The sequence below is a fragment of the Alginatibacterium sediminis genome, assembly GCF_003610775.1.
Lineage (GTDB): Bacteria > Pseudomonadota > Gammaproteobacteria > Enterobacterales > Celerinatantimonadaceae > Alginatibacterium > Alginatibacterium sediminis.
The window spans coordinates 38,496-65,491 of sequence record NZ_RAQO01000005.1; the positions used below are offsets into that span (position 1 = coordinate 38,496).

Here is a 26,996-nt window from a genome sequence, read left to right on the forward strand (position 1 = left end):
GGGTTAATTTTACCCATTCAATCCTAATTTAGAGTCTGTATGAGCGAAAACTATAATTCGGAATCGATTGAAGTTCTCAGTGGATTAGAGCCAGTTCAACGTCGACCTGGCATGTACACCGATACCACGCGTCCAAACCACCTTGCACAAGAAGTCATTGATAATAGTGTCGATGAAGCGCTAGCTGGCCACGCAACCAGCATCGTGGTCACTTTATATGAAGATCAATCCATAGAAGTCACCGATGATGGTCGTGGTATGCCAACCGATATCCACTCTGAAGAGAAAGTATCGGGTGTTGAATTGATCCTGACTCGACTGCATGCCGGTGGTAAGTTTTCGAATGACAATTATCAGTTTTCAGGAGGCTTACACGGCGTAGGCATCTCGGTGGTTAACGCGCTTTCCAGTCGTGTTGAAGTGAGTGTGAGGCGTGATAGTAAAGTCTTTGAAATAGCCTTTGAGCATGGCGCTAAAGTTGAAGAACTTCGAGAAGTGGGGACGGTTGGTAAGCGTAATACCGGTACTAAAGTTCGCTTTTGGCCGACCCCTAGTTATTTTGATAGTCCTCGTTTTAGTGTTACCCGCTTACGTCACTTGTTGCGTGCCAAGGCCGTTTTATGTCCAGGCCTTAACATCAAATTTCATGACAAAGTTAACCGACATACTGATGAATGGTGTTATCAAGAAGGTTTGCAAGATTATCTAAGTCAGTCAGTACTTGATTGGGTTACCTTACCGGCTAAGCCATTCTCCGGCTCCTTAAGTGCAAATAATGAAGCGGTCGATTGGGCCGTGATTTGGATGCCGGAAGGGGGAGAAAGTGTTACTGAGAGCTATGTAAACTTAATCCCAACACCTTCGGGTGGTACTCATGTAAATGGTCTTCGCCAAGGGCTACTTGATGCGATGCGCGAATTTTGTGAATTTAGAAGCATATTGCCTCGCGGAGTTAAAATATCCCCGGAAGATATTTGGGACCGCTGTAGCTATATTCTGTCAGTTAAAATGCAAGATCCACAATTTGCGGGTCAAATTAAAGAGCGTTTATCGTCGCGTCAAAGTGCAGCATTTGTTTCGGGCGTCGTTAAGGACTCATTTAGCTTGTGGCTAAATAGTAATACCGAGCTTGCCTTAGAATTAGCTCAAATGTGTATCGATAACGCGCAACGACGCTTACGTCAGCGAAAAAAAGTCGTCAGAAAGAAAGTTACTTCTGGTCCTGCTTTGCCTGGGAAGCTTACTGATTGTTCAAGCCAAGACCCTAGCGCAGGTGAACTGTTCTTGGTGGAAGGTGATTCTGCCGGCGGTAGTGCCAAACAAGCTCGAGAGCGTGAATTTCAAGCGATATTACCGTTGCGAGGTAAAATTTTAAATACTTGGGAAGTCGATGCGAGTGATGTTTTAGCTTCGCAAGAAGTGCACAATATTTCTATAGCGATGGGAATTGACCCTGATAGCGATGATATTAGTGGTTTGCGCTACGGGAAAATTTGTATTTTGGCGGATGCTGACTCAGATGGTCTGCATATCGCAACCCTTTTGTGTGCTCTGTTTGTGAAGCATTTTCGCACCTTGGTTGAGCGCGGGCATATCTATGTTGCAATGCCGCCTTTGTATCGTATTGATATTGGTAAAGAAGTTTATTACGCGTTGGATGATGCAGAGAAACAAGGGGTGCTGGATCGCATTGAAGCTGAGAAAAAACGCGGAAAAGTCAACGTCCAACGCTTTAAAGGTTTGGGCGAAATGAATCCGATCCAGCTGCGTGAAACAACGATGGACCCAAATACTCGTCGACTCGTGCAGCTTACCATTGATAATCCTGAAGCGACTGACGCCATCATGGATATGTTGCTTGCTAAAAAACGAGCATCAGAGCGTAAAACTTGGCTTGAGGAAAAAGGTGATCGAGCCGACGACATGGTGGTAGAGGAACTTTGAAAAGCCAAGCGCGTCGTTTCAGATTAACGGTAGTAAACCAAGTTCTATTTGTTCTTGGTTTGGTTTTACTTATTGGATTGGCGGGCTTGGTTAATCTTAACGAGCGCAATTTTGACAACTTTGCGCAAGAAGAACAGCAATTCTCCTATCTTAACTATGAGCGTCAACTCGGCGAGTTTGTCGAAGAAACCATGGATTACTTGCGTGTTAGCGCTCGCTCACATTTAGCGCAAGTGGATTTCAATCATCAAGCTGATGATCGCAAATTGATTAATTATTGGCGCAACTTATACATCTATAGTCATTTGCCAATCTTAGGAGCGGAGTTTTTCGAGGAATCTCAAGAGGTAGACCAGCATCGCCACCGCTTTGGTTACTCAAAAATTAGTGAGCGAGCAAAAAAAGTTTTACTGCAAAATACAGAAGAACAAAGCTGGGTTGTCGATTGTAATCCCCATTGTATAGTTTATTTCACGGTTACGGTGGAGCGTTTGAATCGCCCGTCGCTGCAAGCGTTTTATGGGCTTGATGCTGGCCGTTTCCTAAACGCCTTCCCTTTAGATTTGGATTCGCATCATATTGCTATTAGCCCCGATGAGAATGGTAACTATCACGCCGTTTACGCTTCAGAAGCAATAAAAGGGAATGTTGAAAAAATTCTGGAGCTGGTCAAAGACTATGACTTAAATCAAAACCTGCATCATATTGATTACAGCGGCCGCAATTTCGAATTTAGGGTGTCTGATGTTGGTATGCAGTCGAGCCCTGTTTATCTGATTAAAATCAGTGATATCACCAAGCGATTAGCAAAGATAGAGTCGATTCGTCAAAAAAACTCCTGGTACAGTGTCTTAATTATCAGTCTGAGCTTGTTTGCTTCCTTAATTATTTTACGAACTCTGCTGCGTCGTGTCAGCCGCACAATTCGCTTACTACCTTTGTTAGCCCACTCTAACTTTGAACGATTTCGACAACGTATGGCTTTGCAAAACCGGCGCTGGTTTCATGATGAAAGCGATGATATTGGTCGAGCCTTAAAGCGTTTATCACACCAACTAGAAAATTATGAGTCAGACCTTAAAGGACGCGCTTTAGAGTTAGAATGGACCGCTAACTATGACGCTCTGACTGAACTACCCAATCGTAATTTTGTGGCCCACACTTTGCAAAAAAGATTAATTACCAATGAGCACGGTGCTTTGTTGTTAGTTGATATCGATAACTTTAAATATGTGAATGACATTAGTGGTCATGACGTTGGGGATGAGCTATTAATTAAGTTGGCCGAACAAATCAAAAAAATAGTTGCAAGCGACCATTTGGTAGCACGTTTAAGCTCTGATGAATTCTTGATTTTCGGACCTGATTTAAGTATTCGACATGCCCAAGTTTTAGGGCAGCGTATTAATGTTATGGCAAATCAATTGCGAGTCGCGGGCTCTGGAATTATTCATAATCCAACGGTGAGTGTTGGTATTGCTGTTGCTCCTGAGCACGGAGAACGCTATGAAGACTTGATGACCGCTTTAGATTTATGCATACAAGAAGCCAAAAATCGCGGTAAAAACTGTGTGGTGACTTATCAACAAGACTTGCGCGGCGAAGACTTTAAACAGCAGCATTATTGGTTAGAAAAAGCAAAAACAGCCATTGGGGAGCAGCAGTTAGAGCTGTTTTACCAACCTATTTTGAACAACAATAGCCAAATGGTTCAGCACTACGAGGTGTTACTGCGAGTGCGCGATTCAAGTGGAGGCTTGCAAAGTGCCTACCCGCTAATTTTAGCAGCTGAGCAGCACGGCCTGATTGAAGCAATTGATCGTTATGTAGTCCAATGCGCGTTAACGCAACTTGAAAGTAACATGGCACACGGGCATTTATGTCGTTTAGCGGTAAATCTTTCTGGCCGATCGTTTTGTAGTGAGGATCTTATTTCATCGATTGTGCATGAGATAAAAATGCGTAAAGTAGATGCCAGCTATATTATCTTCGAAATCACCGAAAGTGCTGCGTTGAGCGACCTCGAATTGGCTCAGAAACATATACAGGCCTTAAAAGAGTTAGGTTGCCAGTTAGCGCTCGATGACTTTGGTGTTGGCTACTCTTCGTTCCACTCTTTGAGTCGTCTTTCTTTTGATTTCATTAAAATAGATGGCTCCTTTGTACGCGATATTGAACACAATCCAAATCACCAAGTCTTTGTTCGAGCGTTGGTCGATATTGCCAAACAATTGGGCTATCAAACGATTGCTGAGTTTGTTGAAACACAAAACATACAACAAGCAACGATAGACCTTGGCGTCGACTTTTCGCAGGGTTACCACATCGGTAAACCTGCACCAGCTTCGCAATACTGGCAAATAGACCGAACCGCCGAAGTGTTATTACTTTCTAAAGATCAGGAATCCAGCTATGAATGATGCTGAGCTAAGCCTTGAGGGCATTGAGCGTCAACCGCTAGAGCAATTTACCGAGCAGGCGTATTTGAATTATTCAATGTACGTCATCATGGACCGTGCCTTACCTCACATTGGTGATGGCCTTAAGCCGGTACAGCGCCGAATTATCTATGCAATGTCTGAACTTGGACTGTCGGCGAATGCCAAGTACAAAAAATCAGCGCGTACCGTAGGAGACGTACTTGGTAAGTACCATCCCCACGGTGATTCGGCGTGTTATGAAGCGATGGTGTTAATGGCACAACCTTTTTCTTATCGTCACCCATTGGTTGACGGTCAAGGAAACTGGGGAGCACCCGATGACCCTAAATCATTCGCTGCAATGCGTTACACCGAAGCTAAGTTGTCGAAATTCTCAGAAGTGCTACTCAGCGAAATTGCACAAGGGACGGTTGATTGGGGACCAAACTTCGATGGCACTATGAAGGAACCTCTAACCTTACCGGCGCGTTTGCCGCATATTTTACTAAATGGCGTCACCGGTATTGCAGTCGGTATGGCGACTGACATTCCTCCGCATAATGTCTACGAAGTTGCTAACGCTTGTGCTCATCTGCTTGATAATCCAAAAGCAACAGACCAGGACATATTTGAGTTTATTGATGGCCCTGATTATCCAACTGAAGCTGAAATAATTACCCCTAAACGTGATATTCACAAAATATATACCACGGGTAAGGGCAGCATAAAAATGCGCGCAGTATTTCATACTGAAGAGGGTGATATTGTCATCACCGCGCTGCCGCATCAAACCTCCGGGGCTAAGATATTAGAGCAAGTTGCCGGACAAATGCAGGCCAAAAAGTTGCCGATGGTTGCTGATCTGCGCGATGAGTCGGATCACGAGAATCCAACTCGAATCGTAATTATTCCTCGTTCTAATCGAGTTGATGTTGACCAGCTAATGAATCACCTGTTTGCATCAACGGATTTAGAGCGCAGTTTTCGAGTCAATCTAAATATGATTGGCCTCGATAATCGGCCCAAAGTTAAAACCCTACGCACTATTTTGCAAGAATGGTTGGTCTACCGTGTCAATGTTGTACGTCGTCGCCTGCAGTTCCGCCTCGACAAGGTTCTGGACCGACTGCACATCCTCGAAGGCTTGCTGATAGCCTTTTTGAATATTGACGAAATCATTGAGATAATTCGTAGCAATGACGAGCCAAAACAAGCGCTGATGGAGCGCTTTAATCTCAGTCAACGTCAAGCCGAAGCTATTCTTGAAATCAAACTGCGTCAGTTGGCCAAACTCGAAGAGATTAAGATACGTGGCGAACTTGACGAGCTTGCCTTAGAAAGAGACAAGCTAGAAAAACTATTGTCGAGCTATCGCAGACTGAACACTTTGGTTAAAAAAGAAATCCTTGCCGATGCTCAAAGTTATGGAGACCCGCGTCGCTCTCCTATCATCGAACGCGAAGAAGCTAAGGCCTTAAGTGACAAAGACCTTATGCCTAACGAAGCGATTACGGTTGTACTCTCGCAAAAAGGTTGGGCCCGAGCGGCAAAAGGCCATGACATAGAAGCGAGTAGTCTTAATTATAAAGCGGGAGACGGTTTTTGCTCTGAAGCTAAAGGTCGAAGTAATGAGTCTGCAGTGTTTATCGACTCTAGCGGACGAGCGTTCGCATTAGATAGCCATACGCTGCCTTCAGCGCGTAGCCAGGGTGAACCTTTAACCACACGTTTTAATCCAGCACCTGGCGCTGAGTTCTTGCATGTCACAATGGCAGACGATCAGCAACAATTCTTACTGTGTAGCGATGCAGGCTATGGTTTTATAACCCAGTTCTCAGACATGATTAGTAAGAATCGCAACGGTAAGGCCTTACTCAATTTACCCGAAGCTGCAAAAGTCATGACCCCCATCCCCTTGCAAAGTCGTGAAGACTTTTGTTTGTCGATTACCAACGAAGGGCGAATGCTCATCTTTGGTCTCGATAGCCTACCAGTCTTAAGTAAAGGTAAAGGGAATAAATTAATCAGTATTCCAAGCGCGCGACTGAAGTCCCGAGAAGAGTTTGTAGTGATTGTAAGCGTGATCAAAACTGATAGTGATGTAACGATTCACGCGGGTAAGCGCAAACTAACGCTAAAAGCCAATGATTTACTGCACTATCACGGCGAACGTGGGCGTCGGGGAAATAAATTGCCTCGCGGTCTACAACGTGTTGACCGAATTGAAGTTGATTTAGGTAAAGCACAGCTCGATGGTGAGCCTGTAGTCGAGTAGCGTAAACTGATGGCGTATAGGGCTGTGCGCCGTCACTAATTTGCTTGATTCGCTATGTCGACTTGCTGCGCTAAAATAGCATCTGTATACTGCGCGCTCAGTCATTGGCGGTAGAGGGTTTATGTTAGCGCTAGCTCGTATAGTTTGGTTTATCATTTTGATTGTGGTTTTGTTCCCAATCGGCATGATTTATTGTTGTTTCAAGCCTCGACACCGTTCTTTAGTTAACGTTATTGGGCATGGCATTGCTCGTACTGGAAAATTTCTGGGACTCGAAGTAGAACTTCGCTATCAAGGAAGCAAAGACCTACCGGAGCCTGCAGTGTGGATCGCCAATCACCAAAGCAGCATGGATTTATTTACGCTTCCTTTTGCACTGCGAGATGGGGTGGTTTCTATCGGCAAAAAGAGTCTTATCTGGATCCCATTTTTTGGGCTCATATATTGGATAACCGGTAACATTCTAATAGACCGGGACAAACGCAGTCGCAGCGTACAAACCCTTAAAGAAGCAGCAAAACAAATTAAAGAACGTAATTTGTCGGTGTGGATGTTTCCGGAAGGAACGAGAAGTTATGGCCGCGGTTTATTGCCTTTTAAAACTGGTGCATTCCACCTTAGCCGTCAGGCGAACGTTCCTGTTGTTCCTATCTTTTGTTCATCAACGCATCAGCAGATAAAGTTAAATCGCTGGAACAACGGTAAAGTGATCGTTGAAGTCGGAGAAACCATTGCCGCCCAGCATTGGGACCAAAATGAAATCCGACAGAACATTAAACAGGTGCATCAAGTGATGCAACAACGCGTTTATGAGTTAACCCTCGAAGCGCGCGGCCAAGCTTTTGACTACACTGAGTACCAAGCGAGTTTAGAGCAGCCTATGCAAGAGGAACAAGCATGAACGTTGAACAAATAATTGCCCAATGGCAAGATGAAACTGACCATATTATTAGTGAATTACTTGAAGATGGAAGCGATCCTGATGCAAGTTATAATGTCGAGCATCATATTGCCGGGCGTGACTTTACCAAGCTAGAAAAAGCAGCTGTTGATGCCTTCAAGGCAGGCTTTGAAGTGAGTGACGCTGAAGAATTAGAGCTAGACGATGGCGGCCTCATTATGTGCTTCGATGTACTTACTGAACGTGAGTTAAAAGCTGAGCAGATAAAGGCCGACGTTGCACTTTTAGCCAAGATAGCAGATAAACACCAATTGATTTATGACGGTTGGGGTACTTATTTTGAGCCTCAAGATGGCGACGAAATCGAAGGTGAAGTTTACGATGAAGACAACGATTAGTCTTTTTTATTAGCTTACAACTTTAGTGTTTGAACCAAAAAGGTCAATGCTTTTAGAGCATTGGCCTTTTTTCTAGTTATGCACCGCTAGAAACGCTTGACACATAGCATGAATTTAGTAGGATACGCGCCCTTGGGTTCTCTTACCCCATTTGCCAAAAAGAAGGACAACTCAATGTTGACTCAGTTTGATGATAAGGCCCGCCGTAGCCTGCTAATTTTAGCCTTACTGCATATCGTAACCATTGCCGCAAGTAACTATTTTGTACAAATACCTTTTACCATATTTGGATTCCATACGACTTGGGGCGCATTTACTTTCCCGTTTATCTTTTTAGCGACCGACTTAACGGTGCGTACCTTCGGTGCAAAACCCGCTAGACGAATCGTTTTCTATTCAATGTTTCCTGCCTTGATTGTGTCCTATGTTGTGTCGGTCATGTTTTACGAAGGTAGCTTTGTTGGAATTAGCGGATTAGGTGAGCTTAATATATTCGTAGCGCGTATAGCGTTCGCGAGCTTTGCTGCATATGTGATTGGACAGTTGCTCGATGTAAAAGTTTTTGACCGTTTACGTAAGCTTCCACAGTGGTGGGCAGCGCCAGCAGCATCAAGCTTTATAGGTAATGCGGTGGATACCTTAGTTTTCTTCTCAATAGCTTTCTACATGAGTTCAGACCCATTCATGGCAGAACATTGGACTGAGATCGCTTTCGTCGATTACTTGTTTAAAGTTGTGATTAATCTTGCTTTGTTTGTTCCGCTTTACGGAATGTTGCTGCGATTTATCAGTAAACGCCTGGATTTGAGTAACAATCAGGCACTGAATGTTTAAACCAATTTAGTCACTTGAAAATAAAACGGACCTTTTTTGGTCCGTTTTTGATCCAATGCTTCAGGCGACGCGTAATAACACCAAACCCCTTGCAAGTTCAAAGTTGTAGATGCGATGATAGCTTTACCACACACCGGACGCGTGATGAAGGCGACGAACTTAAATATGAGTTCAGCAAAACAAGAACCATTAGATGATTGGCTGCAAGCTGTCGGTTCGATAGCGTGCCAACAAAGTTATGCAAAACTTTTCAAAGCCGTTTCAGGACGTGTTTATGCTTTTTTGCTTAAGCAGCAAAACGATCCGAGTATGGCTGGTGAAGTTTTACAAGAAACCATGCTCAAGGTATGGCAGAAAGCGGCGCTGTATGACGCGAGCAAAGGCACTGCTATAACCTGGATCTATTCGGTTGCTCGTAATACTCGCTACGATTATTTACGCCGAAATAAACATCAAAGCCAATGGTTCAGCGCTGACGACATATGGTCTCAAATCGAACCAGAAAAAGACGGTATCGATGAACAGTTCGAGCCTATTGTTGCTGAGCAAATGAGTCATTTAATCGACAAATTACCCGAGCTACAAAGCGACGTAGTACGTAGAGTTTACTTGCATGGGCAAGCTCAACAAGAAGTCGCAGACGAAGTCGGAGTGCCGCTAGGCACTGTTAAAAGTCGTTTGCGTTTAGGCCTTCGCCGTTTACGGGAGATGCTCGATGAAGAAATGTAATCACCACCCAAGTCAGGACTTACTGAGGCTGCACGCCTCTGGAGATGCAGATCTTGCGTTGAGTATTATCGTAAGTGCGCACTTAGACTTTTGTCCGCAATGCCGAGACAAAATTGCCGATATTGAGCAGCAAAACGCTGAGCAAATGTTGCTGCAACCTGAGACTGAAATGCCGAATTTTGAATCAATGATGTCTGGTATTTTGCAACAACAACAGATTGCGACTAGCCCTGAGACTAAGCCGAGCTCGGCACAAATAGTTTTAGAAGGTAGATGTTTCGATTTACCGCGGGTTCTATCTCGTCATCAGCAGCGTATAGAAGCGTGGCGACGGATCCCTGGCAAGTTGCACCGGGCTAAAATTCCGGCAGCTGTGAATGGCCAGCTCGATTTGTTACATATGGATACTCAGGCGCAATTACCTGAGCATACCCACAAAGGCCAGGAATATACCTTGGTCTTACATGGAGAGTTTTCTGATGACAACGGCGTCTATAGTGCGGGCGACTTGTTGGTTAAGGGGCCAAATGATAGTCATCAGCCTCGAACTAATACTACTCAGGATTGCTTGTGCTTAACGTATTTAGACGCGCCATTGCACTTCAAATCCGGTTTAGCTAGTTTACTCAACCCTTTCAGCCAGTACTTTTTCGATAAAAACTGAGATTAGCGCCCTTTTTCTTTCGTGAACAAGGGCGATTATTGTGATTGTTGAACTTGCATCGCTTTGCTAAGTCGTACTCGCAATTCAGCTTCATGACGCTTAGAAATCGTGGTTCCTATTTTTGCCCCTTCGCGAAATAAGATTGGCATAAGTTCAATAGATTTCCGGCCGGTTGGGGTTCGATAAAATTCGAGTAGATCCTGAATTTCTTGATCGCTGTAGTGGCTAGTATAGATAATCTCAAGTTCGTGGCTTACCGCTTCCCAGGTGAAATATTCCTGAGCCCAATTTCGCAGTACCGCCTCATAAGGTTTGAGTTCAGGATTCCGGGCAGTGACATTAATCACAAACTGTTGTTGTAGTTTTATCGCATTTTGTCGACCTCCAAGTAATTCCAGCAACTCATCCACACTTTCCTGACTGTGGGCGAATTGACTAATACTAAGGAGCAGTAAAGCAAAGCTGAACTTTTTCATCTATAAATTCCTAAATTTTTGGCTTGAACTTGGGTACACTTATGACTTTGATAAGCATGGGTTAATTCAATGGCAAAAGCAAAAATACAGGCCAAATTGGTTAGTTATGGCCGTTATTCCACTTGGGACAGCCAAAGTAAAGACCTACCCGACATTCTCGAGTTTACCCAAACTGTAGAGGCAGTACTTGATGTGGAGTTCGGTATGGTTATCAATATCAAGAAAGCCAAAGGAGAAAAGCTCGAGTATTGCATCAACCATCCCCAGATCAGCGATAAACAAGGCCTTGCTATGGCCCCTTTTACAGGCGAGGTCTATGTTCGTAGTAATGATTGGAACTTCTTCCTTGGCGACACGGTTTGGCTGCCTTTAGAAGATAAGCTAGGTCCATGGGACCTGAGTTTAAGCCTGCATGGCAAAACTATTGCGCAAAAGACGATCACCTTAGTTAAAGCTCGCCCATTAGACTTATTTGATTAATCTTCCATCGTAAGTTTACGAAAACCAACTCTTTAGATCTAATTTTGACAAGTCTGTGTCAAAAGCACCCTATTCATGAAGTCTATATTTTGCTAGCTTGATAAATCGATTGTTGTAGTAATCTATTAAAAGGACTTAATAATGATTAAATCTTGGAGTCGCACATTAGTAGCCGCTAGTTTAGGACTAATGTTTACGTCATCAGTGATGGCACTTGATAACGCGCATGTTGCTATTACCCAAATTGTTGAACATCCAGCGCTTGATGCTGTACGTCAAGGCGTACAAGATGAGTTGCTGGAGCAAGGCTATGTATTAGATGAAAATCTGAAATGGAGTTATGAAAGTGCTCAAGGTAGCCCTGCTACTGCGGCTCAGATCGCCAAAAAATTTGCCGGTGATAACCCTGATGTAATCGTTGCTATTGCGACTCCCTCTGCTCAAGCCGCAGCAGCTTCAGCCCGCGGTATTCCTGTCATATTTAGTGCTGTGACTGATCCGGTTGCCGCAAAACTGGTTAAAGGGCTGGACCAGCCAGGCGCATTTGTCACAGGTACCAGTGATATGTCGCCGATAGCCAAACACTTAGAGCTAGTTCTAAAAGTCGTACCTGGAGCCAAGCGTATAGGCGTTATCTACAACCCTGGTGAGGCTAATTCGGTATCTTTAGTCGAGCTGGTGAAGCTTCATGCCGCCGAAATGAACCTAACAGTTGTTGAGGGCGCTGCAACTAAAAGTAGTGATGTTCAAACCGCGGCTCGTTCTCTAGTTGGTAAAGTAGATGCCATCTACTTACCCACCGATAATACTGTAATCTCGGCATTAGAAGCTGTGATTAAAGTCGGTGAACAAAACAAGATTCCAGTCATTTCCGCTGATACAGAGTCCGTTTCGCGCGGCGCTGTAGCAGCCCAAGGATTTAACTATTATGACGTTGGACGTCAAACCGGTGTGATGGTTGCTAAAGTTTTATCTGGAACGCCTACCTCTGACATTCCTGTTGAGGGTGTAGAGAAGGTAGAACTTGTTGTTAACCCTGGCGCTGCACAACGCATGGGTATTGAACTGCCAAGTGAACTTATCTCCATGGCTAAAACTGTCGTTAAGTAGTTTCTACTAAGTTGGTATGCTTTGAGTTTAATCGCTTTTATGGGCGCGCTCGAGACCGGATTAATTTTTGGTCTCGTAGCTTTAGGCGTCTACATTTCATTTCGTATTCTTGATTTTCCTGATCTTACCGTTGATGGAAGCTTCCCTCTAGGAGCCGGTGTTGCCGCGGTTGCTATTGTGTCGGGTGTGGATCCTTGGATTGCTACCTTCATGGCTACCTTCGCTGGCGCCTTAGCTGGTGCTTTGACCGCTTGGTTGAATGTGAAGTTAGGTATTATGAATCTATTAGCATCGATTTTGGTGATGATTGCGCTGTATTCGATTAATTTGCGCATCATGGGCAAGCCAAATATTGCTCTACTGGGTGAAACCACGGTCATTTCAGCGGTCGAAAATGGGCCCATTGCATACTACTTTGCAATACCCATGTTGCTCGCTGTGATTGTTGCAGTGGTCATGGTGTTGGTTGCTCTGCTGTTGCAATCTGAATTTGGACTATCGCTACGAGCCACTGGGTCTAATCAACGTATGGCACGTTCAAATGGCGTTAATACCGGATTGGCTACGATTTTGGGCATGGCTTTAGCAAATGCCTTGGTCGGCCTTGCAGGTGCCTTGTTTGCGCAAAGCCAGGGCAGTGCAGACATCACCATGGGAGTCGGGGTCATTGTCATTGGATTGGCAGCGGTTATCGGTGGGGAAGCGCTATTGTCGACGCGTACGGTTGTCTTAGCTGTCATTGCCGCTGTTGTTGGGGCTGTTTTATATCGCCTTGCTATCGCTTTTGCGTTGAACGCTGATGTCATTGGACTCAAAGCACAAGATCTCAATTTGGTGACTGCACTTTTGGTTACGATTGCGATTGTATTACCGCGTTTTAAAAAACAACGTAGCCCAAAGTCGAAGGCGGTATAGATGATCGATGTAAAAGCATTAGACGTATATTTTAATCGCGGATTGCCTATCGAGAACCACGTGCTACGCGGTTTAAGCTTGAGTATTGAGCAAGGACAGTTTGTAACCGTGATCGGCAGTAATGGTGCGGGGAAATCAACCTTGTTAAACGCTCTTTCTGGCGACGTAAATATTAGTGGCGGAGAAATTAGTATTGGCGATCAGCGTGTTGACCATTTGCAGTGCCATCAACGAGCCTCAATGGTCGCGCGTGTTTTTCAAGACCCCATGGCTGGAACTTGCGAAAAACTAAGTATCGCTGAGAATCTAGCTTTAGCGATGCGCCGCGGGAAAAAACGTGGGTTAGGATGGGCATTAAGGCGGCAATATCAGCAACAATTTGTGGCGGCTTTAAGCGAGCTTGGTCTAGGCTTAGAGAAGCGTCTCGATGATCAGATGGGACTTTTATCGGGTGGACAGCGTCAGGCGGTTAGTTTGCTTATGGCAACCTTGCAACCCATGCAGATATTGCTTTTAGATGAGCATACCGCTGCGCTTGATCCAAAAACCGCCAAGTTTGTATTGGAGCTTAGCGAACAATACATACGCAAACGGAAACTAACGGCATTGATGGTGACCCATAGCATGCAACAGGCTTTGGACCACGGGGATCGCACTATTATGCTCCATGAAGGTCAAGTGGTGTTCGACATTCATGGGCCGGAGCGCGATAAAATGCAAATTGTCGACTTACTTAATTTGTTCGCTCAGACCAAAGGTGAACAGTTGAGCGACGACAGTCTATTACTGGGATGAGGAACACGCCGTGACTATACAAAAAGTTCTGATTGTCGATGATAGTCCGAGCAACCAAGCGATACTAGAAGCTAGTTTGCAAGATAGTTATGACTTAAAACAAGCCTATAATGGATTGGAAGGTTTGAATTTGGCCGCTCAATGGCTTCCTCAATTGATCTTGTTAGACATTCTAATGCCAGGAATTGACGGTTTTGAGGTCTGCCGCCAACTGAAGCGAAATCCCCTCACTAGTGCAATTCCGGTGATTTTCGTAACCTCTCGCATGGATGTTAACGATGAGCGTAAAGGCTTGGAAATTGGAGCGGTTGATTACATCACCAAACCTATTAATCCTTTTTTAGTTCAAAGCCGTGTTAAAACGCATTTAGCCTTATATGACCAGCAGCGAGAGTTGGGCAGACAAGTCAGTGAAATGACTGCTGAGTTGAAGGCCAGCCGTATGGAACTCATCAAGTGTTTAGGCAGGGCCTCAGAATATAACGACTTTGATACCGGTCAACACGCCGAGCGTATGAGTCGGTTTTCGGGATTAATTGCTAAAGCTATGGGTCTAGAAATGCGATATTGCGACTTGTTACAAGCTGCTGCGCCGATGCACGACTTAGGTAAAATTGGTATCAACGACGCTATTTTATGTAAGCCCGGAAAACTTGACTCCGAAGAATGGGAATTGATGAAAAAGCATCCGGAATTTGGTGAACAAATTTTGGGTAAACCACAATCAGAACTATTAAAAATGGCGAGCAGTATAGCGGCATCACACCATGAGAAGTGGGATGGAAGCGGCTATCCGCGTAAGCTTAAGCAAGATCAAATCCCCTTGTGCGGACGGATTGTGGCGGTGGCAGATGTTTTCGACGCATTGACTTGCATCAGGCCTTACAAAGACAGTTGGAGTTTTGAGGCTGCAGCTGACTACATCAAATCCAATGCCGGTACCCAGTTTGATCCTCAAGTAGTGCGTGCATTCAGTAGCTGTTTAGACGATATTAAGCAGGTTCAGCACCTTTACCAATGATGGGATTTTCGTGAAAGACGCTTTTAAACAACTCAATCGAAACTCGCAAAATAATTTTGCACAACAGCAACGCTTGATCAAACAAGTGCTAGCCGGAAAAAGCTGCCTTTGTGGAGAATGTAGCCAAGTACTGAGCTTAAAGCTCAAAGCTGAAGATGGATTTGCGTATGTTCGTTGTGCTAAAGGTTGTACTGAAATTCAACTTGATATGAGTCGTGCTGGAAAATAACGAGTGTTTACAGCAAACACTCGTTATTGATTAAATTACAGCTGGCTTTGAATGTAGTTTTCTATGCCTATTTTCTTGATCAAACCGAGCTGTTGTTCCAACCAATAGGTATGGTCATTTTCGGTGTCATCAATTAATTTTTGTAGCATATTACGCGTTACAAAGTCACTTTCTTGCTCGCACAATGCCATGGCTTTCTTAAGTAAAGCACCAACGGTGTATTCTACCTGTAGATCATTACTAAGCATTGAAACAACATCGTGACCAACTTTAATCGGGTCGCGTTTACTCAAATCAGGCGTGCCTTCTAAGAATAAAATACGTTGAATCAGCAATGATGCATGTTCTTTTTCGTCATCAAACTCATGATCAATGCGCTCAAACAGTTTGTTCATGCCCCAGTCTTCGTACATACGAGAGTGGATAAAGTACTGGTCCATTGCCGTCAGTTCGTTGGCGAGAAGCTCATTTAGGGCGGTGATAATTGCCGGACTACCTTGCATGTTAATCTCCTGATACGCTGTTGGCGGTAATATAGTTTTCAATACCGATCTTGTCGATTTGATAATGCTGGGTTTCTAGCCAATCCAAGTGATCTTCTTCATGGCTTAATATTCCCTCGAGAAGTTCACGAGTAACAAAATCTTGAACTTGTTCACAATGGGCGATTGCTTCACGCAAGTCGGGCATTGCGTCAACTTGAAACTGAAGATTACATGCCATTATTTCGGCTGTGTGTTCGCCAATGATCAATTGGTTAAGAGCCGACATGTTTGGAAGCCCCTCTAAAAACAACACTCGCTCAATTAAGTCATCAGCTAACTTCATATTTTTAATCGACTTTTTGTAGTTAACACTATTTAGAGTCGAAATTCCCCAGTTCTTAAAAATTCGGGCAACTAAAAAATACTGATTGATGGCGGTAAGCTGAGCTGTAAGAACCTTGTTTAGATTTTCCAAGACCTTAGGGTTACCTTGCATACGTCCCTCATTATTGATAAACAATTTACTAACTGCAAAGTATAGCGCAAACTTGATTTGGATCAATTATTCATTATAAATCAAGCACTTTGAACCTAAATAAGTGTGATTACTACTTCGGTTTGAATTATTACTCGATATTTTTCGTTGACCGAGCGTTCAGTTTCTTGATATCTGAGACAATCTACGGAAGAATGGTAATTTGCTCTAAACTAGTTAATACAATGGCCGTTAAAGTATTGATGTAGTTCTAATCAAAGGATGATGATGTGACCTTATTTTCGCCAGCAATCGCGATCAGCGACCGGATGGGTTTTAAATACAAGTTTATGCTGTGGGCGGCTTTGTTTTTGGTTCCGATTTTATACGGGTCTTACGCGCTACTAAGCAATGTTCAAGAGCAAATTTCTATTGCCAATGAAGAATTGGAAGGTTATTCGATCATTGAAAAAATTCCACATATCACTGCATTGATCGCCCAGCATCAACACCTCGCAACGAAGAAGAACATGGGCCAAGATGTATCAAGCTCAGAAATCCAAAGCCTGAAGTCAGAATTGCAGTCTCAATTAGCAACTGTCTCGCAACTTATCCCACCATCATTGCAAAATGATTTTGGCAATATCGAACAAGGTGTATTGGCGCTGGACGCAAACAAAGGCCCGTTATCTGCAATCCTGGATACCCACGAGCAAGCAGCTCGAGAAGTTCGCGCCCTGATTAATTCAATTTCGGTTGAAACTGGTGTGGTTAGGGATCCGCAAGTTAGCAGTTATTACTTGGTTGATATATCGATCAATCGATTACCGATGCTGCAAAGTTTAGTTGCTCGTTTACGTGATCGAGCTGGTGATGTGAGTGATTTTGGTATTTTGGATGCCGAAAGCTTAAGCGATTTGAGTTATCGTTCAGACAGTTCGGCTGAAGTTTTAAGTGATATGAATAAATCGACGCTGCAGCTGTACGCAGTTGATGACAAATATCAACGCGAGCTTGGTGCAGACTTAAGTCAAACCTTGTCAGCGTTAGAAAGCTTCGTGGAATTAATTCAAGTAGACATCATTAAGGACCAAGAAGTCCGAACCACGACCGAACAAATTTTCTCGTTGGCTAATTCGGCTTTACTTGGTTTGGAGCAATTACAAGAGCGTACTTGGCAAGAGTTTGGTCAAGAATTAAGTGCGCGTCATGACACCTTAGTCAAAAATAGTTGGGTCACAATAATTGCTTTGATTATAATTTTACTGATCTGCGTTTATTTCATGGTCGGTGCCTACCTTTCGGTTCGTCGCACGGTTAAACAAATACGTATGGTAGCGGCTAAAGTAAATCGTGGTGAACTCGACCAAGACTGTGTGATTTACGGGCGTGATGAACTCGCCGACATCGCCAAGGATTACAACGCCACATTTAACGCATTGCGCAGTTTACTTGAGCAAGTAACACTGAGTTCAAATCAAATGCTTAGCGCAGTTGAGAGCATCTCAGAAACCTCCATTAACGTACGCAAAGCGATCGATGAACAACAAAGCCAAACCCATCAAGTTGCCACCGCAGTTTCAGAAATGACTGCAACGGCAGGCAGTATGGCTGCTGATGCTCAGCAAGGTGCTGAATCAACACTTGCTTCACAACAAGCAGTTGCAAATGGCCAAGCCATTGTTGGCGAAACGATAACCACCATTAATGAGATTAATAATGAAGTAACCATCACTTCAGAACTGGTGAATAAGTTACAACAAAGTAGCGAAGAGATCGGTGGCGTGGTTGATGTTATCCGCAACATTGCCGGGCAAACCAACCTACTTGCATTAAACGCTGCTATTGAAGCGGCTCGAGCGGGAGAGCAGGGACGTGGTTTTGCAGTTGTCGCTGATGAAGTTCGGACATTAGCGAGCCGCACCCAAAGCTCAACCGATGAAATTCAAAACATGATCGAAGGTTTACAAACAGGTGCTCGAGAGTCATTCGATGCTATGCAAAGTGCTACCCAGAGAGCCAGTAGTGGCGTGGAGCAAGCTCAAGAAGCGCGAAGTTCTTTAGACGACATTACCCAAAGAGTAGACGTCGTGGTTGGTATTAACACCAATATTGCAAGTGCCATCGAAGAGCAAAGTATGGTGATGAGTGATGTTGAGCAAAACGTTGTACAAATTTCCGATGGAGCGAATGCAGCCATGGGAGTTGTTGAGGACGCTAGTCGCGCAGGAGATAGCATTCGAGACGAAGTAGAGACCTTGCAAAAATTAGTGTCTCGCTATCATCTCTAGGCCAGCTAAGTAGCTGGTTAGCAATTGGATCTATCCGCTATTCAAGTTAATAGCCCATTGTTAGTGTCGATAAGCTTAGGTTACTATCAATCTAGGCTTCATCGACACTAATGGCATCGCAATATGAGCTCCAAAGGCTTAGAGCAACGCATTAAAAGTACCTTAAAGGCACAGCAAAAGAGTTTAGAAAAATTTGGTCATCGTTTAGTTGGTGACCGAGTTTGTATCGGTGTAACCGGTTTAAGCAAAGCAGGTAAAACCAGTTTTGTGACGAGCCTTATCTACCAACTAATGAATCCGCAACATGCCTTACTTCCTAGTTTTACCCCCGCATTAAAAGGTCAGTTACTTGGCGCCAAACTGTGCTCAGCTAGTGGTGACTTTGTTGACTTTAACTATGACGCTAGTTTGAACTCGCTTAGCCAAATTCCAGCAAGCTGGCCCAAAGCTACGTCGGCATTAAGTCATATTGAGTTAGAACTTCGCTATAAACGAAGTCGTCGGGGCCTATTTAATTTAGGGTCTGATACGCAATCGCTTATACTGGAAATACGCGACTATCCTGGCGAATGGCTACTTGACCTCCCAATGCTGGGTTTAGATTTCCAACAATGGTCGCAGCATCAGTTTGAGCAAGCCTCAAGTGAGCAGCGATGTAAATTCTCATCAAGTATCATCAGCAAACTAAGCGCCTTAGATTTAAGTTCAGACTTTGAGCCTGAACTTGCTGATGATCTAATGCGTGAATATCAGCAATACCTTCTTCATTGCCAAGACCAAGGCTTAGTTATGTTGCAACCTGGGCGTTTACTGATGCCCGAACGCGACAAACAATGGTTGGCCTTCTTTCCAGGTCAACTTGATCCTAATATTCGTTATGCAAGTACGAGCTGGGCAAGCGTCTTGGAGCAACGGTATAAAGCTTATCTTAAACAAGTGGTGCAGCCATTCTACCAAGACGTCTTCTCTGGCGTTGATCGACAAATAGTGTTGGTGGATATTTTAGCTAGTTTGTCCGGTGGCCCAGGTGTTTTTGAAGATACTCGGCAAGCTCTAACAGCAGTACTTGAAAGCTTTAACTATGGTAAAAACTCTCTATTAAGCCGGTGGTTTAGCCCTAGAATTGAGCGTTTACTCATTGCTGCTACCAAGATTGATCAAGTTTTGCCAGAACAACACGAAAATGTGCGCTCTTTAGTTGCACAATTAACTGCGAAAGCTTATCGAGAAGCCAAATTTGAAAGCATAGAGTTTCAGTGCGAGGCATTTGCGGCAATACGCGCAAGTAGTATCGAGCCTTATCAGGGAAAATCGATGCTCAAAGGGGTCGTAGAAGGGGGAGGGGCCGCGTTGTTATCACACCCTCAAATCCCGAGCCATCTACCTGAGACTGAGCAATGGCAAGAGTTACTAAACTGGAAGCCTAAACGATTGCTACCGCCTCCGGGACTTAAACTAGACCAAGGTAAAAGCCTGCCACATATTCGTATGGATACAATTATTCGAGAGTTAATCGGAGATCGATTTTAATGACTGACAATAAAAATGACCCCTATTTCGTCGCTCTTGATGAAACCATCGAAACAGCACCTGAGTCGCTTTCTGATGGCCTAGATCTTGAGGATAATCCTAGGCAATTTAAGCTAGAGCGTGTTGCACTTAAAGGAATGCGCACCTTTGCTCGCCTGTTTTTTTTGCTGCTATTCTCATTTGCAGCATGGGAACTGTGGCAGATGCACGTTTTTTTAAGCGCTATCCACTGGGGACTCAGCTTAGCGTTATGGTTGTTGCTAGCCTTACTTGGCTTATACACCCTACAGGTGTTTCGAAGCTTGCGTGCGAGTATGAATGACGGCGAACAAATCAATAGCTTGCAAACGCAAGCGAAGCAACTGCAAAGCCAACGGCAAGTCGGCGGATCTAAACACTATGTTTCAAGCTTGGAAAAGCTATATCAAGGTAAGCCCCAAGCGGAGCTATTGACACAAACCTTAGCTCTGATTCAAGACTATCATGACGATCGAGAGGTATTACACATTATCGATGCACATGTGATGCAACCTTTAGACGAACAAGCTCTGGCTGTGGTAAGTCGTTACAGTAAACGCACTGGGGTTATGGTTGCGATTAGCCCGTTAGTGATTGCGGATTTACTGCTAGCACTGCTAAATTCATTTCGCATGGTTGACGAATTAGCGCAAATTTATGGCATAAGACCCAGTTTTCTAGGCCGAATCAAACTGTCGCGCATGATCGTGAAACATTTAGCCTGGGTTGGCGTTTCGGAAATAGGTAGTGACATGGTTGCAGATGTAAGCTCGGGATTACTTGGCAATGCGAGTAGTCGAGCTGCTCAAGGTATTGGTGTGGGTTTATATAATGCTCGTATTGGTATTCAGACTATGAGGGTTTGCCGTCCAATCCCATTTACTCAAGAACAGCGCCCTAAACTTAAACAAGCGATACAAGGCATTAGCAGTTTTATCGGTAAGCAATTAGATAAGCCTAAGTCACCATAATGCATCCGAGTTGTGGGTGGGTGTGGATCATTGCTTTGTAGCCAAAAGCTTCATGTATATTATCTTGCGTCAGTACCTGCTCAGCACTACCGTCTGCGATCACTCGACCTTGGTGCATTAGGATCAAACGCTGGCAGTATCTCGCTGCCAGGTTAAGGTCATGCACAATGCTAATAACACAGGCGCCTTGTTCGCTTCGGTTCTGAGCTGAACGCATAAGCTGATGCTGATGAGCAATATCCAGTGAGGCAGTGGGCTCATCAAGCAGTAGTATTTGTTGCGATGGCTTACACTCGAAAATTTGTGCCTGAATGCGAGCAAAATGGCAGCGCTGCTTTTCTCCGCCAGATAGTTTTAAATAATTTTGCTGAGCCAAGTGATTTAAGTCACTGTCATTGAGTAGTTGATTGAGCGCCAATTGTTGCTGTTGACGGCTAAATTTATGATTTTGTAAACCAAGCAGTATTAATTCACTTACGCTAAAACCAAAGCTAAGACTAGATTGCTGGGGCAAGACGGTAAAACAGCGTGCCAGTTCTGTGCTAGGCCATTGGGACAAGAGACGCTGGTGGATATGGACTTGTCCCTCAACTGGACTGAGTACGCCGCTGGCTAGCTGAAACAAACTACTTTTGCCTGCACCATTGGCCCCAAGAATCGCACAATGTTGGTTTGGCCAAAACTTCAAACTAAATTGCTCAAATAAATGGCGTTCGGCATAGCTAAAACTAATATCTTGTAGTGCGAGACTAGCTTGGTTCATGTATCTATCCCTAGCCTAGACTCTGGCGTTGTTTTAGCAAAAGTAGAATGAAAAATGGCGCGCCTAAAATGCTAGTTAGTACGCCAACAGGCAATTCGATCGGAACCAGTATGGTGCGTGCGATTAAATCTGCAGCTAGCATCAGAACCGCACCGAGCAGGGCGCAATTTGGGATCAAATAGCGGTGACTCACTCCAAACATGAGACGGACTAAATGGGGCACTACTAAACCAACAAAGGCGATAATTCCAACACTAGCAACGCTAACCGCGACCAATAGTGCTACTAAGCATATGATTTGGGTTTTTAAAGCCGATACATTAATACCCAAGTAGCGGGCTTCTGCCTCACCTAGTAATAAGGTGTCCAAATGCTGGGAACGCCAAATAAATATTGGTAATGTAAATGCGAAACAAACCGCGCAAAGCCATACCTGATTCCAACTTGCGCCATTAAGACTCCCCATTTGCCACGAACTTAGCTGCCGCAAAGTTTGGTCATCAGCGAGGTAGCTCAGCAAACTGATGACGGCGCCGCTGACAGCAGTAATAGCTATGCCGGCTAACAACATCATCATCACGGAGGTTCCGTTGTTATTTTGTGCGAGTTGATAAACTAATGCGGTGGCAAGCAAACCACACACAAAAGCAGCGCAGGGGATTAGCAGTGAACTCGCACCATACAAATATTGAATATCTAGTTTCGACAACAAGTAGATAGCTAGAGCTGCACCGAGTGCAGCGCCACTTGATACGCCAATGACCGCAGGCTCAGCAAGCGGATTACGGAAAATCCCCTGTATAACCGCGCCAGTGCTCGCTAGCATAGCTCCAATGAGTAATGCTAATAGCGTCCGTGGCATTCGCAGTTGCCAAATCACGGTCTGAACTTGGGCATCACTAGCGCTTAGATTTAGGATGGACCAAAGCTGACTTAGGCTTAGATCAAAACTACCTTTGGTTAACGAAAAGGCGACCAATAATAATAGGGCGGCAGTTAAGCTCAGGCTTATTCTAGATTTACGCCTTGGACCAGCATGGTTCGCTATGGTGTGCTCTCTAGGCGCGTTATTTTTCATCGTAATGTGGAATAATCCCTAGCTGTTACATTTTCTATAAAAAAGATAATGAGAATCACTTGCATTAAACTTAAATGCGATCTATTCTTATTCGTACTTGAGCTTTGGTCGGTCCAAGTATGGCATAAGTAGTTGATGTTCATGAGTGTAGCGCATTGTACATGAAGAATATTCATTGCCGTTGTTTGTTTAATCCGGTACGAAAGTACTCTCTCCACACGCAGCGAAAGCTGATTTTAAGTCAATTTTGACGATGGCAAGCATTAGCTTGCCATTTTTTTTAGCATTCGTTCATAACGTGGCAGCATACTTTGGTTGGCAAGCAAGCCCCCTTGGTGTAAATAAAGTATTGGATTAGCATCACTACTTGTCAATTGACCTTGATTGAGTGCTTTAGCCAAGAAATACCAGGCGATCGGGTCGTAGAGCAACTCAAATTCTATCTGTGTTGTTGCTTGTACATGTTGCCAAATATTAAATAGCTCGATGTGAGGCTTGCCAAAGCGAAACTTTCGGTCTTCGAAATTAGGTAAAATCTGAATCCGTTGCGAATCAATTGACAAATTTTTCCATTGTTGGCGTAAATAAGCCACATCGGCAACACATGGACAAGTAATGACTTGCACAGCAAGTTGAAGCGCTTCGAAACTATCAGCCAAAAATCCGGCGGTAGTCCCGGTCCCAGAAGGTAGTACTAATTGTAACTTTGAAAGTTTCTTTTCATGCATCCACTGTTCAATTTCCAAAGCTAAGCGGTGAACACCAAAACGTGCTTCAACACCAAAACCGCCTTCGTGGATAAACAAGGTCTTGTCAGTACATTGTTGTTCGATCGCTTTTAAGTGAGCATGAAATGCTGTGGTTGATTGTTTTTCTGAGCTTTGCCGAAAAGGGATGATCCTAGCACCTAATGCTAATGCTTGAGCGAAATTGGCGCTTGGATGGTCTTGAAGGTGCTTTGGAATGTGCTCACAATGATATTCAAGTTCCCAACTGCGCAAATCACACAGGGCGGCCAAACTATACAAAGAGTTAGCTTGAATCGAACCGTAGGCCACAACTTTATCAACTAATTGGGTGTTTAAATTTAGGTAGTACTGGAATTTTCGGGCTTTGTTTCCGGAGAATTGGGCATGCAATAGATCATCGCGCTTAATGTAAAGACTATTATTTTCGAACTGCATGCTTTGAATGGGGGATGGGGAGAGTTGGATCATGATAATTCACCAAAATGTAATAAGTCATGCTAAGTTTTGTCAAAATGAAGCGATCTTTTTTCCCACAGAATCTGTTATCAAGTCTGTGGATAAGATCGCTTAGACCGCTAAAAAACACGGCGTCTAGACGATATCAAAATGGCGTCAATCGTAGCACTTCACTTTAGTTATAAATTTCTTTTTATCTATATTTTCGATTGCTTAATTGACATCCCCTAGGAACAGGGATCATAGCCAAATGATCTTAGTTTCTAATCGACAACACATAAAAATCCCTTTAGATAATAACCCTCCGGATAGGCCCCACCCACCGGATGATCTTCTGCTTGTTCCAAACTTTTAATAAAGCGAATTTGTCGGCCTGCATCTAAGGCCGCATCAGCCATTATCTTTTGGAACAAGTCACGTGGCATAAGGCCTGAGCACGAATAGCTTGCCAGTAAGCCACCTTTCGGAAGTAATGCCATTGCGTGCATATTAATATCTTTGTAACCGCGGCTGGCTTTGGCAAGGGATGCCTTACTGTCTACGAATTTTGGAGGATCAAGAACGATCAAGTCGAAGCTTACTTTTTGTTCTTTATAGACGCGCAATTGCGCAAATACATCAGCGTTGAGGTTGACTAAGCGTTGGGTATCGAGTTGGTTTATTTCAGCGTTTTTAGCTGCTAGTTCTAAGGCTGGAGCAGATACATCAACATTAGTGACTTTACTCGCTCCGCCAGCCAGTGCATAAGTTCCAAATCCTCCACTGTAAGAGAAACAGTTCAATACATTTTTACCTTTGGATAAACTGCCGATCAGTTTGCGATTATTTCGTTGGTCAAGGTAGTAACCAGTTTTATGACCTGATTCTATATTCACCAATAGCTGAAGACCGTTTTCTTGGATTATCATTGGCTGTGCAGGTAATTGGCCGTGTATAACACCTACACGGGGCTCTAATCCTTCTTTTTTGCGTACATCGACATCAGAGCGCTCATAGATGCAGCATTGCGGATAGAGTTTTATCAATGCGTCGATTATTGTTTGTCGATGGAATTCAGCGCCAGCGCTTAGTAGTTGCAACACCAACACGTCTGCGTAACGATCAATCGTGATCCCCGGTAGTTGATCGTTTTCTCCAGCGACTAAACGATAGCTATCACCCTCACTAAAACGTGCTAGTAAGCCTCTTAACGATTGAGCGCTTTTAATACGGGCTTCAAAGAACTTGCTATCTATTTTTTGTTTACGCTCAAAACTCCACGCGCGGGCACGGATTTGAGAGTTGGGCGAGTAAGCTGCGCGAGCTAACCATTGACCAGAAGCTGAAACCACGTCGACTGTTTCGCCCAATTGAGGCTCGCCGTCTATTTTAGAGATGGCTTTGGAGAATATCCAAGGATGGCGACGTAGCAGTGACTTTTCGCGTTTGGGATTCAGTACAATAGTGGCGCTCATAAACTCGCTCCTTTAAAAAGCAGCGAGTATAGCAGTTATTGACTTAGATGAGCGTAGTGAAAGCTTAGCCAGCTTCCATCATTTGATTGAGCTCTTTGACCAATGCTTGGAACTTGTCTCGCTCACTGGAGTCAATAGCAGCCGCAACCGGTATTTTAGCTGTCAGCGGATTTACGGGGCGGCCATTAATGTGAAATTCATAGTGCAAATGTGGTCCCGTTGAACGACCTGTATTTCCAGACAATGCGATAGTTTGCCCTCGGCTTACGGCTTGACCCTTGCTCACCTTAAATTTGTTAAGGTGTAAGTAGCGAGTCCGATATTGGCCGCCATGTTCTATGACGATATATTTTCCCGCGTAGGGATGATTCTCAATACGCGTGACAACCCCATCACCGGCAGCGAGCACTTTAGTCCCACGTGGCGTCGCAAAATCGACACCATTATGCGGGCGGATTCTGCCCGTTACTGGGTGTTTTCGATTCGGGTTAAAAGAAGAGCTTACGCGATAGTTTTGGGTCAAAGGACGACGTAAAAACGCTCGAGCTAAGCTGTCGCCCTTAACGTCGTAATAATTGCCATCTTGATAGAGGTAGGCACTTAGTTCGCGCTTTTGGTTGCCAAGTCGAATAGCGCTGAGTTCGCTTTGCCCACTGGGTACACCATTAATAAATTGTCGATTTCGCACAATTTCGAATGTATCTCCGACTCGGAAATCACGATTGAAATTGATTTTGTCTTTAAATAATCCTGCTACTTGTGCAACTTCGCCGCGCGTCAATCCTGCCCTATCTGCCGAAACCGAAAAACTTCCTTCAATAATACCTTTGATGGGGAACTGAGCCCAATCACCATCAATAATTATATCTTCGTAAGTAAACTCTTTATCATCGACTCGGCTATATAGAACTTGATGAGCGGGATTGAAGCGGATTTCCAACTTTTGCAATTGTTGATGTTCATCGATCCAAAATTTGAGCAGGTCACCTGGCTTTAAGGTATCTAAAGCTAAAAGTGAAACATCAGCTTCAAGCACTTGATACATCGCGCTTTGCCCGATATCAAATTGCTCAAAAATCGTACTCAAGGTGTCGCCTTTAGCAATGGTGTAGACTTCGGTGCGCGGGCTTGGGGCTTGATTAAGTGGGATTGTTTCCAAACTTGGGACAGAAGGCTCTGCTGAATCAGTCTTGAGTCGCTCTTGAGATACAGCCAATTCTTGTTGGACGATACTCTCACTGTCCTGTTGCTGTTGGTTATTTTGTTTACGTCGCGCAGCTAAGGGCGAAATAGGTTCTGCTTTGGTTTGGTTTGCTGCTGTGGTTGTGTGTCGATTATCTTGTTGCTCATGGATGTTTTTCTGCCCTAAAGCTAAAGATTGTCGCTGAGCTAACACCGAACTTGATTCAGGTTCGGGTTCTGATAACGGCCAGATTATAGCGATAGCAACGATTGCAACAAGAACGATACTTAGCTTGCGGTGACGCTTTGGAAAACGTCGATAAGACGTATGAGCCTTCTGTTTTAACAGCATG

25 protein-coding genes are annotated in these 26,996 nt (G+C 44.2%); 17 read left to right on the forward strand and 8 right to left on the reverse strand.

What is annotated here, in order from left to right:
* Positions 1–39 precede the first annotated feature (39 nt).
* The 8 genes from parE to DBZ36_RS08590 all read left to right on the forward strand — a co-directional run bounded on the left by parE (position 40) and on the right by DBZ36_RS08590 (position 10,165).
* Complete coding sequence (parE, locus tag DBZ36_RS08555; protein WP_120354533.1) at positions 40–1,944, forward strand: DNA topoisomerase IV subunit B; 1,905 nt, start codon at positions 40–42, stop codon at positions 1,942–1,944.
* Positions 1,941–4,364, forward strand: coding sequence for a putative bifunctional diguanylate cyclase/phosphodiesterase (locus DBZ36_RS08560; protein WP_120354534.1), 2,424 nt, complete (start codon positions 1,941–1,943; stop codon positions 4,362–4,364). The genes parE and DBZ36_RS08560 overlap by 4 nt, the downstream gene beginning before the upstream one ends.
* Positions 4,357–6,639: a DNA topoisomerase IV subunit A gene (gene parC / locus DBZ36_RS08565; protein WP_120354535.1), complete on the forward strand. Its 2,283-nt coding sequence runs from the start codon at positions 4,357–4,359 to the stop codon at positions 6,637–6,639. The genes DBZ36_RS08560 and parC overlap by 8 nt, the downstream gene beginning before the upstream one ends.
* A gap of 121 nt (positions 6,640–6,760) precedes the next feature.
* Positions 6,761–7,540: a 1-acylglycerol-3-phosphate O-acyltransferase gene (locus DBZ36_RS08570; protein WP_120354536.1), complete on the forward strand. Its 780-nt coding sequence runs from the start codon at positions 6,761–6,763 to the stop codon at positions 7,538–7,540.
* The gene (gene rraB, locus DBZ36_RS08575; RefSeq protein WP_120354537.1) at positions 7,537–7,938 is read left to right on the forward strand and encodes a ribonuclease E inhibitor RraB; all 402 of its coding nucleotides are present in this window, start codon (positions 7,537–7,539) and stop codon (positions 7,936–7,938) included. The genes DBZ36_RS08570 and rraB overlap by 4 nt, the downstream gene beginning before the upstream one ends.
* 174 nt (positions 7,939–8,112) lie before the next feature.
* Positions 8,113–8,772 carry a 7-cyano-7-deazaguanine/7-aminomethyl-7-deazaguanine transporter gene (locus DBZ36_RS08580; protein WP_120354538.1) on the forward strand — a complete coding sequence of 220 codons (660 nt, stop codon included), beginning with the start codon at positions 8,113–8,115 and terminating at the stop codon, positions 8,770–8,772.
* A gap of 165 nt (positions 8,773–8,937) precedes the next feature.
* Positions 8,938–9,501 (forward strand): sigma-70 family RNA polymerase sigma factor, encoded by a 564-nt coding sequence (locus DBZ36_RS08585; protein WP_158589056.1) that lies wholly within the window; start codon positions 8,938–8,940, stop codon positions 9,499–9,501.
* Positions 9,488–10,165, forward strand: a complete 678-nt coding sequence (locus tag DBZ36_RS08590; protein WP_120354540.1) for a ChrR family anti-sigma-E factor — start codon at positions 9,488–9,490, stop codon at positions 10,163–10,165. The genes DBZ36_RS08585 and DBZ36_RS08590 overlap by 14 nt, the downstream gene beginning before the upstream one ends.
* Before the next feature lie 35 nt (positions 10,166–10,200).
* Here the strand turns inward: DBZ36_RS08590 and DBZ36_RS08595 are convergent, their stop codons facing one another.
* Positions 10,201–10,641 carry a DUF2059 domain-containing protein gene (locus tag DBZ36_RS08595; protein WP_120354541.1) on the reverse strand — a complete coding sequence of 147 codons (441 nt, stop codon included), beginning with the start codon at positions 10,639–10,641 and terminating at the stop codon, positions 10,201–10,203.
* A 69-nt stretch (positions 10,642–10,710) separates the two neighbouring features.
* On the opposite strand from DBZ36_RS08595, the gene DBZ36_RS08600 reads away from it, so the two are divergent.
* From DBZ36_RS08600 to DBZ36_RS08625, 6 genes are all read left to right on the forward strand, one after another.
* On the forward strand, positions 10,711–11,121 hold the full coding sequence (locus DBZ36_RS08600; protein ID WP_120354542.1) for a DUF3859 domain-containing protein: 411 nt from the start codon (positions 10,711–10,713) through the stop codon (positions 11,119–11,121).
* Between the two features lie 141 nt (positions 11,122–11,262).
* Entirely contained in the window at positions 11,263–12,231 is a 969-nt protein-coding gene (locus DBZ36_RS08605) for an ABC transporter substrate-binding protein (protein WP_120354543.1), read from the forward strand.
* Positions 12,232–12,252: 21 nt separating this feature from the next.
* Complete coding sequence (locus DBZ36_RS08610; protein WP_120354544.1) at positions 12,253–13,146, forward strand: ABC transporter permease; 894 nt, start codon at positions 12,253–12,255, stop codon at positions 13,144–13,146.
* On the forward strand, positions 13,147–13,941 hold the full coding sequence (locus tag DBZ36_RS08615; RefSeq protein WP_120354545.1) for an ABC transporter ATP-binding protein: 795 nt from the start codon (positions 13,147–13,149) through the stop codon (positions 13,939–13,941).
* A gap of 10 nt (positions 13,942–13,951) precedes the next feature.
* Positions 13,952–14,962: an HD domain-containing phosphohydrolase gene (locus DBZ36_RS08620; protein ID WP_233558113.1), complete on the forward strand. Its 1,011-nt coding sequence runs from the start codon at positions 13,952–13,954 to the stop codon at positions 14,960–14,962.
* A gap of 10 nt (positions 14,963–14,972) precedes the next feature.
* A complete protein-coding gene (locus DBZ36_RS08625) occupies positions 14,973–15,191 on the forward strand; it encodes a hypothetical protein (RefSeq protein WP_120354546.1) in 219 nt (72 codons plus the stop codon).
* Positions 15,192–15,226: 35 nt separating this feature from the next.
* On the opposite strand, the gene bfr (DBZ36_RS08630) is transcribed toward DBZ36_RS08625, so the two are convergent.
* Together bfr (DBZ36_RS08630) and bfr (DBZ36_RS08635) are read right to left on the reverse strand one after the other, a co-directional pair.
* Positions 15,227–15,694: a bacterioferritin gene (gene bfr, locus DBZ36_RS08630; protein WP_120354547.1), complete on the reverse strand. Its 468-nt coding sequence runs from the start codon at positions 15,692–15,694 to the stop codon at positions 15,227–15,229.
* Between the two features lies 1 nt (position 15,695).
* Entirely contained in the window at positions 15,696–16,172 is a 477-nt protein-coding gene (gene bfr, locus DBZ36_RS08635) for a bacterioferritin (RefSeq protein WP_120354963.1), read from the reverse strand.
* 269 nt (positions 16,173–16,441) lie between these two features.
* Here bfr (DBZ36_RS08635) and DBZ36_RS08640 point away from each other — a divergent pair, with 269 nt between their 5' ends.
* The 3 genes from DBZ36_RS08640 to DBZ36_RS08650 all read left to right on the forward strand — a co-directional run bounded on the left by DBZ36_RS08640 (position 16,442) and on the right by DBZ36_RS08650 (position 20,961).
* A complete protein-coding gene (locus DBZ36_RS08640) occupies positions 16,442–18,442 on the forward strand; it encodes a methyl-accepting chemotaxis protein (RefSeq protein WP_120354548.1) in 2,001 nt (666 codons plus the stop codon).
* 123 nt (positions 18,443–18,565) lie between these two features.
* Positions 18,566–19,972: a YcjX family GTP-binding protein gene (locus DBZ36_RS08645; RefSeq protein WP_120354549.1), complete on the forward strand. Its 1,407-nt coding sequence runs from the start codon at positions 18,566–18,568 to the stop codon at positions 19,970–19,972.
* Complete coding sequence (locus DBZ36_RS08650) at positions 19,972–20,961, forward strand: TIGR01620 family protein (protein WP_120354550.1); 990 nt, start codon at positions 19,972–19,974, stop codon at positions 20,959–20,961. The genes DBZ36_RS08645 and DBZ36_RS08650 overlap by 1 nt, the downstream gene beginning before the upstream one ends.
* Here DBZ36_RS08650 and DBZ36_RS08655 read toward each other — a convergent pair.
* The 5 genes from DBZ36_RS08655 to DBZ36_RS08675 all read right to left on the reverse strand — a co-directional run bounded on the left by DBZ36_RS08655 (position 20,948) and on the right by DBZ36_RS08675 (position 26,995).
* The gene (locus DBZ36_RS08655) at positions 20,948–21,724 is read right to left on the reverse strand and encodes a heme ABC transporter ATP-binding protein (protein WP_120354551.1); all 777 of its coding nucleotides are present in this window, start codon (positions 21,722–21,724) and stop codon (positions 20,948–20,950) included. The genes DBZ36_RS08650 and DBZ36_RS08655 overlap by 14 nt on opposite strands.
* A 10-nt stretch (positions 21,725–21,734) precedes the next feature.
* Positions 21,735–22,802, reverse strand: coding sequence for a FecCD family ABC transporter permease (locus tag DBZ36_RS08660; RefSeq protein ID WP_120354552.1), 1,068 nt, complete (start codon positions 22,800–22,802; stop codon positions 21,735–21,737).
* A 263-nt stretch (positions 22,803–23,065) separates the two neighbouring features.
* Positions 23,066–24,019 carry a pyridoxal-phosphate dependent enzyme gene (locus DBZ36_RS08665; RefSeq protein WP_120354553.1) on the reverse strand — a complete coding sequence of 318 codons (954 nt, stop codon included), beginning with the start codon at positions 24,017–24,019 and terminating at the stop codon, positions 23,066–23,068.
* Between the two features lie 251 nt (positions 24,020–24,270).
* Positions 24,271–25,461, reverse strand: a complete 1,191-nt coding sequence (locus tag DBZ36_RS08670) for a class I SAM-dependent rRNA methyltransferase (RefSeq protein WP_120354554.1) — start codon at positions 25,459–25,461, stop codon at positions 24,271–24,273.
* Between the two features lie 64 nt (positions 25,462–25,525).
* The gene (locus DBZ36_RS08675; RefSeq protein WP_120354555.1) at positions 25,526–26,995 is read right to left on the reverse strand and encodes a peptidoglycan DD-metalloendopeptidase family protein; all 1,470 of its coding nucleotides are present in this window, start codon (positions 26,993–26,995) and stop codon (positions 25,526–25,528) included.
* Position 26,996: the final 1 nt, after the last annotated feature.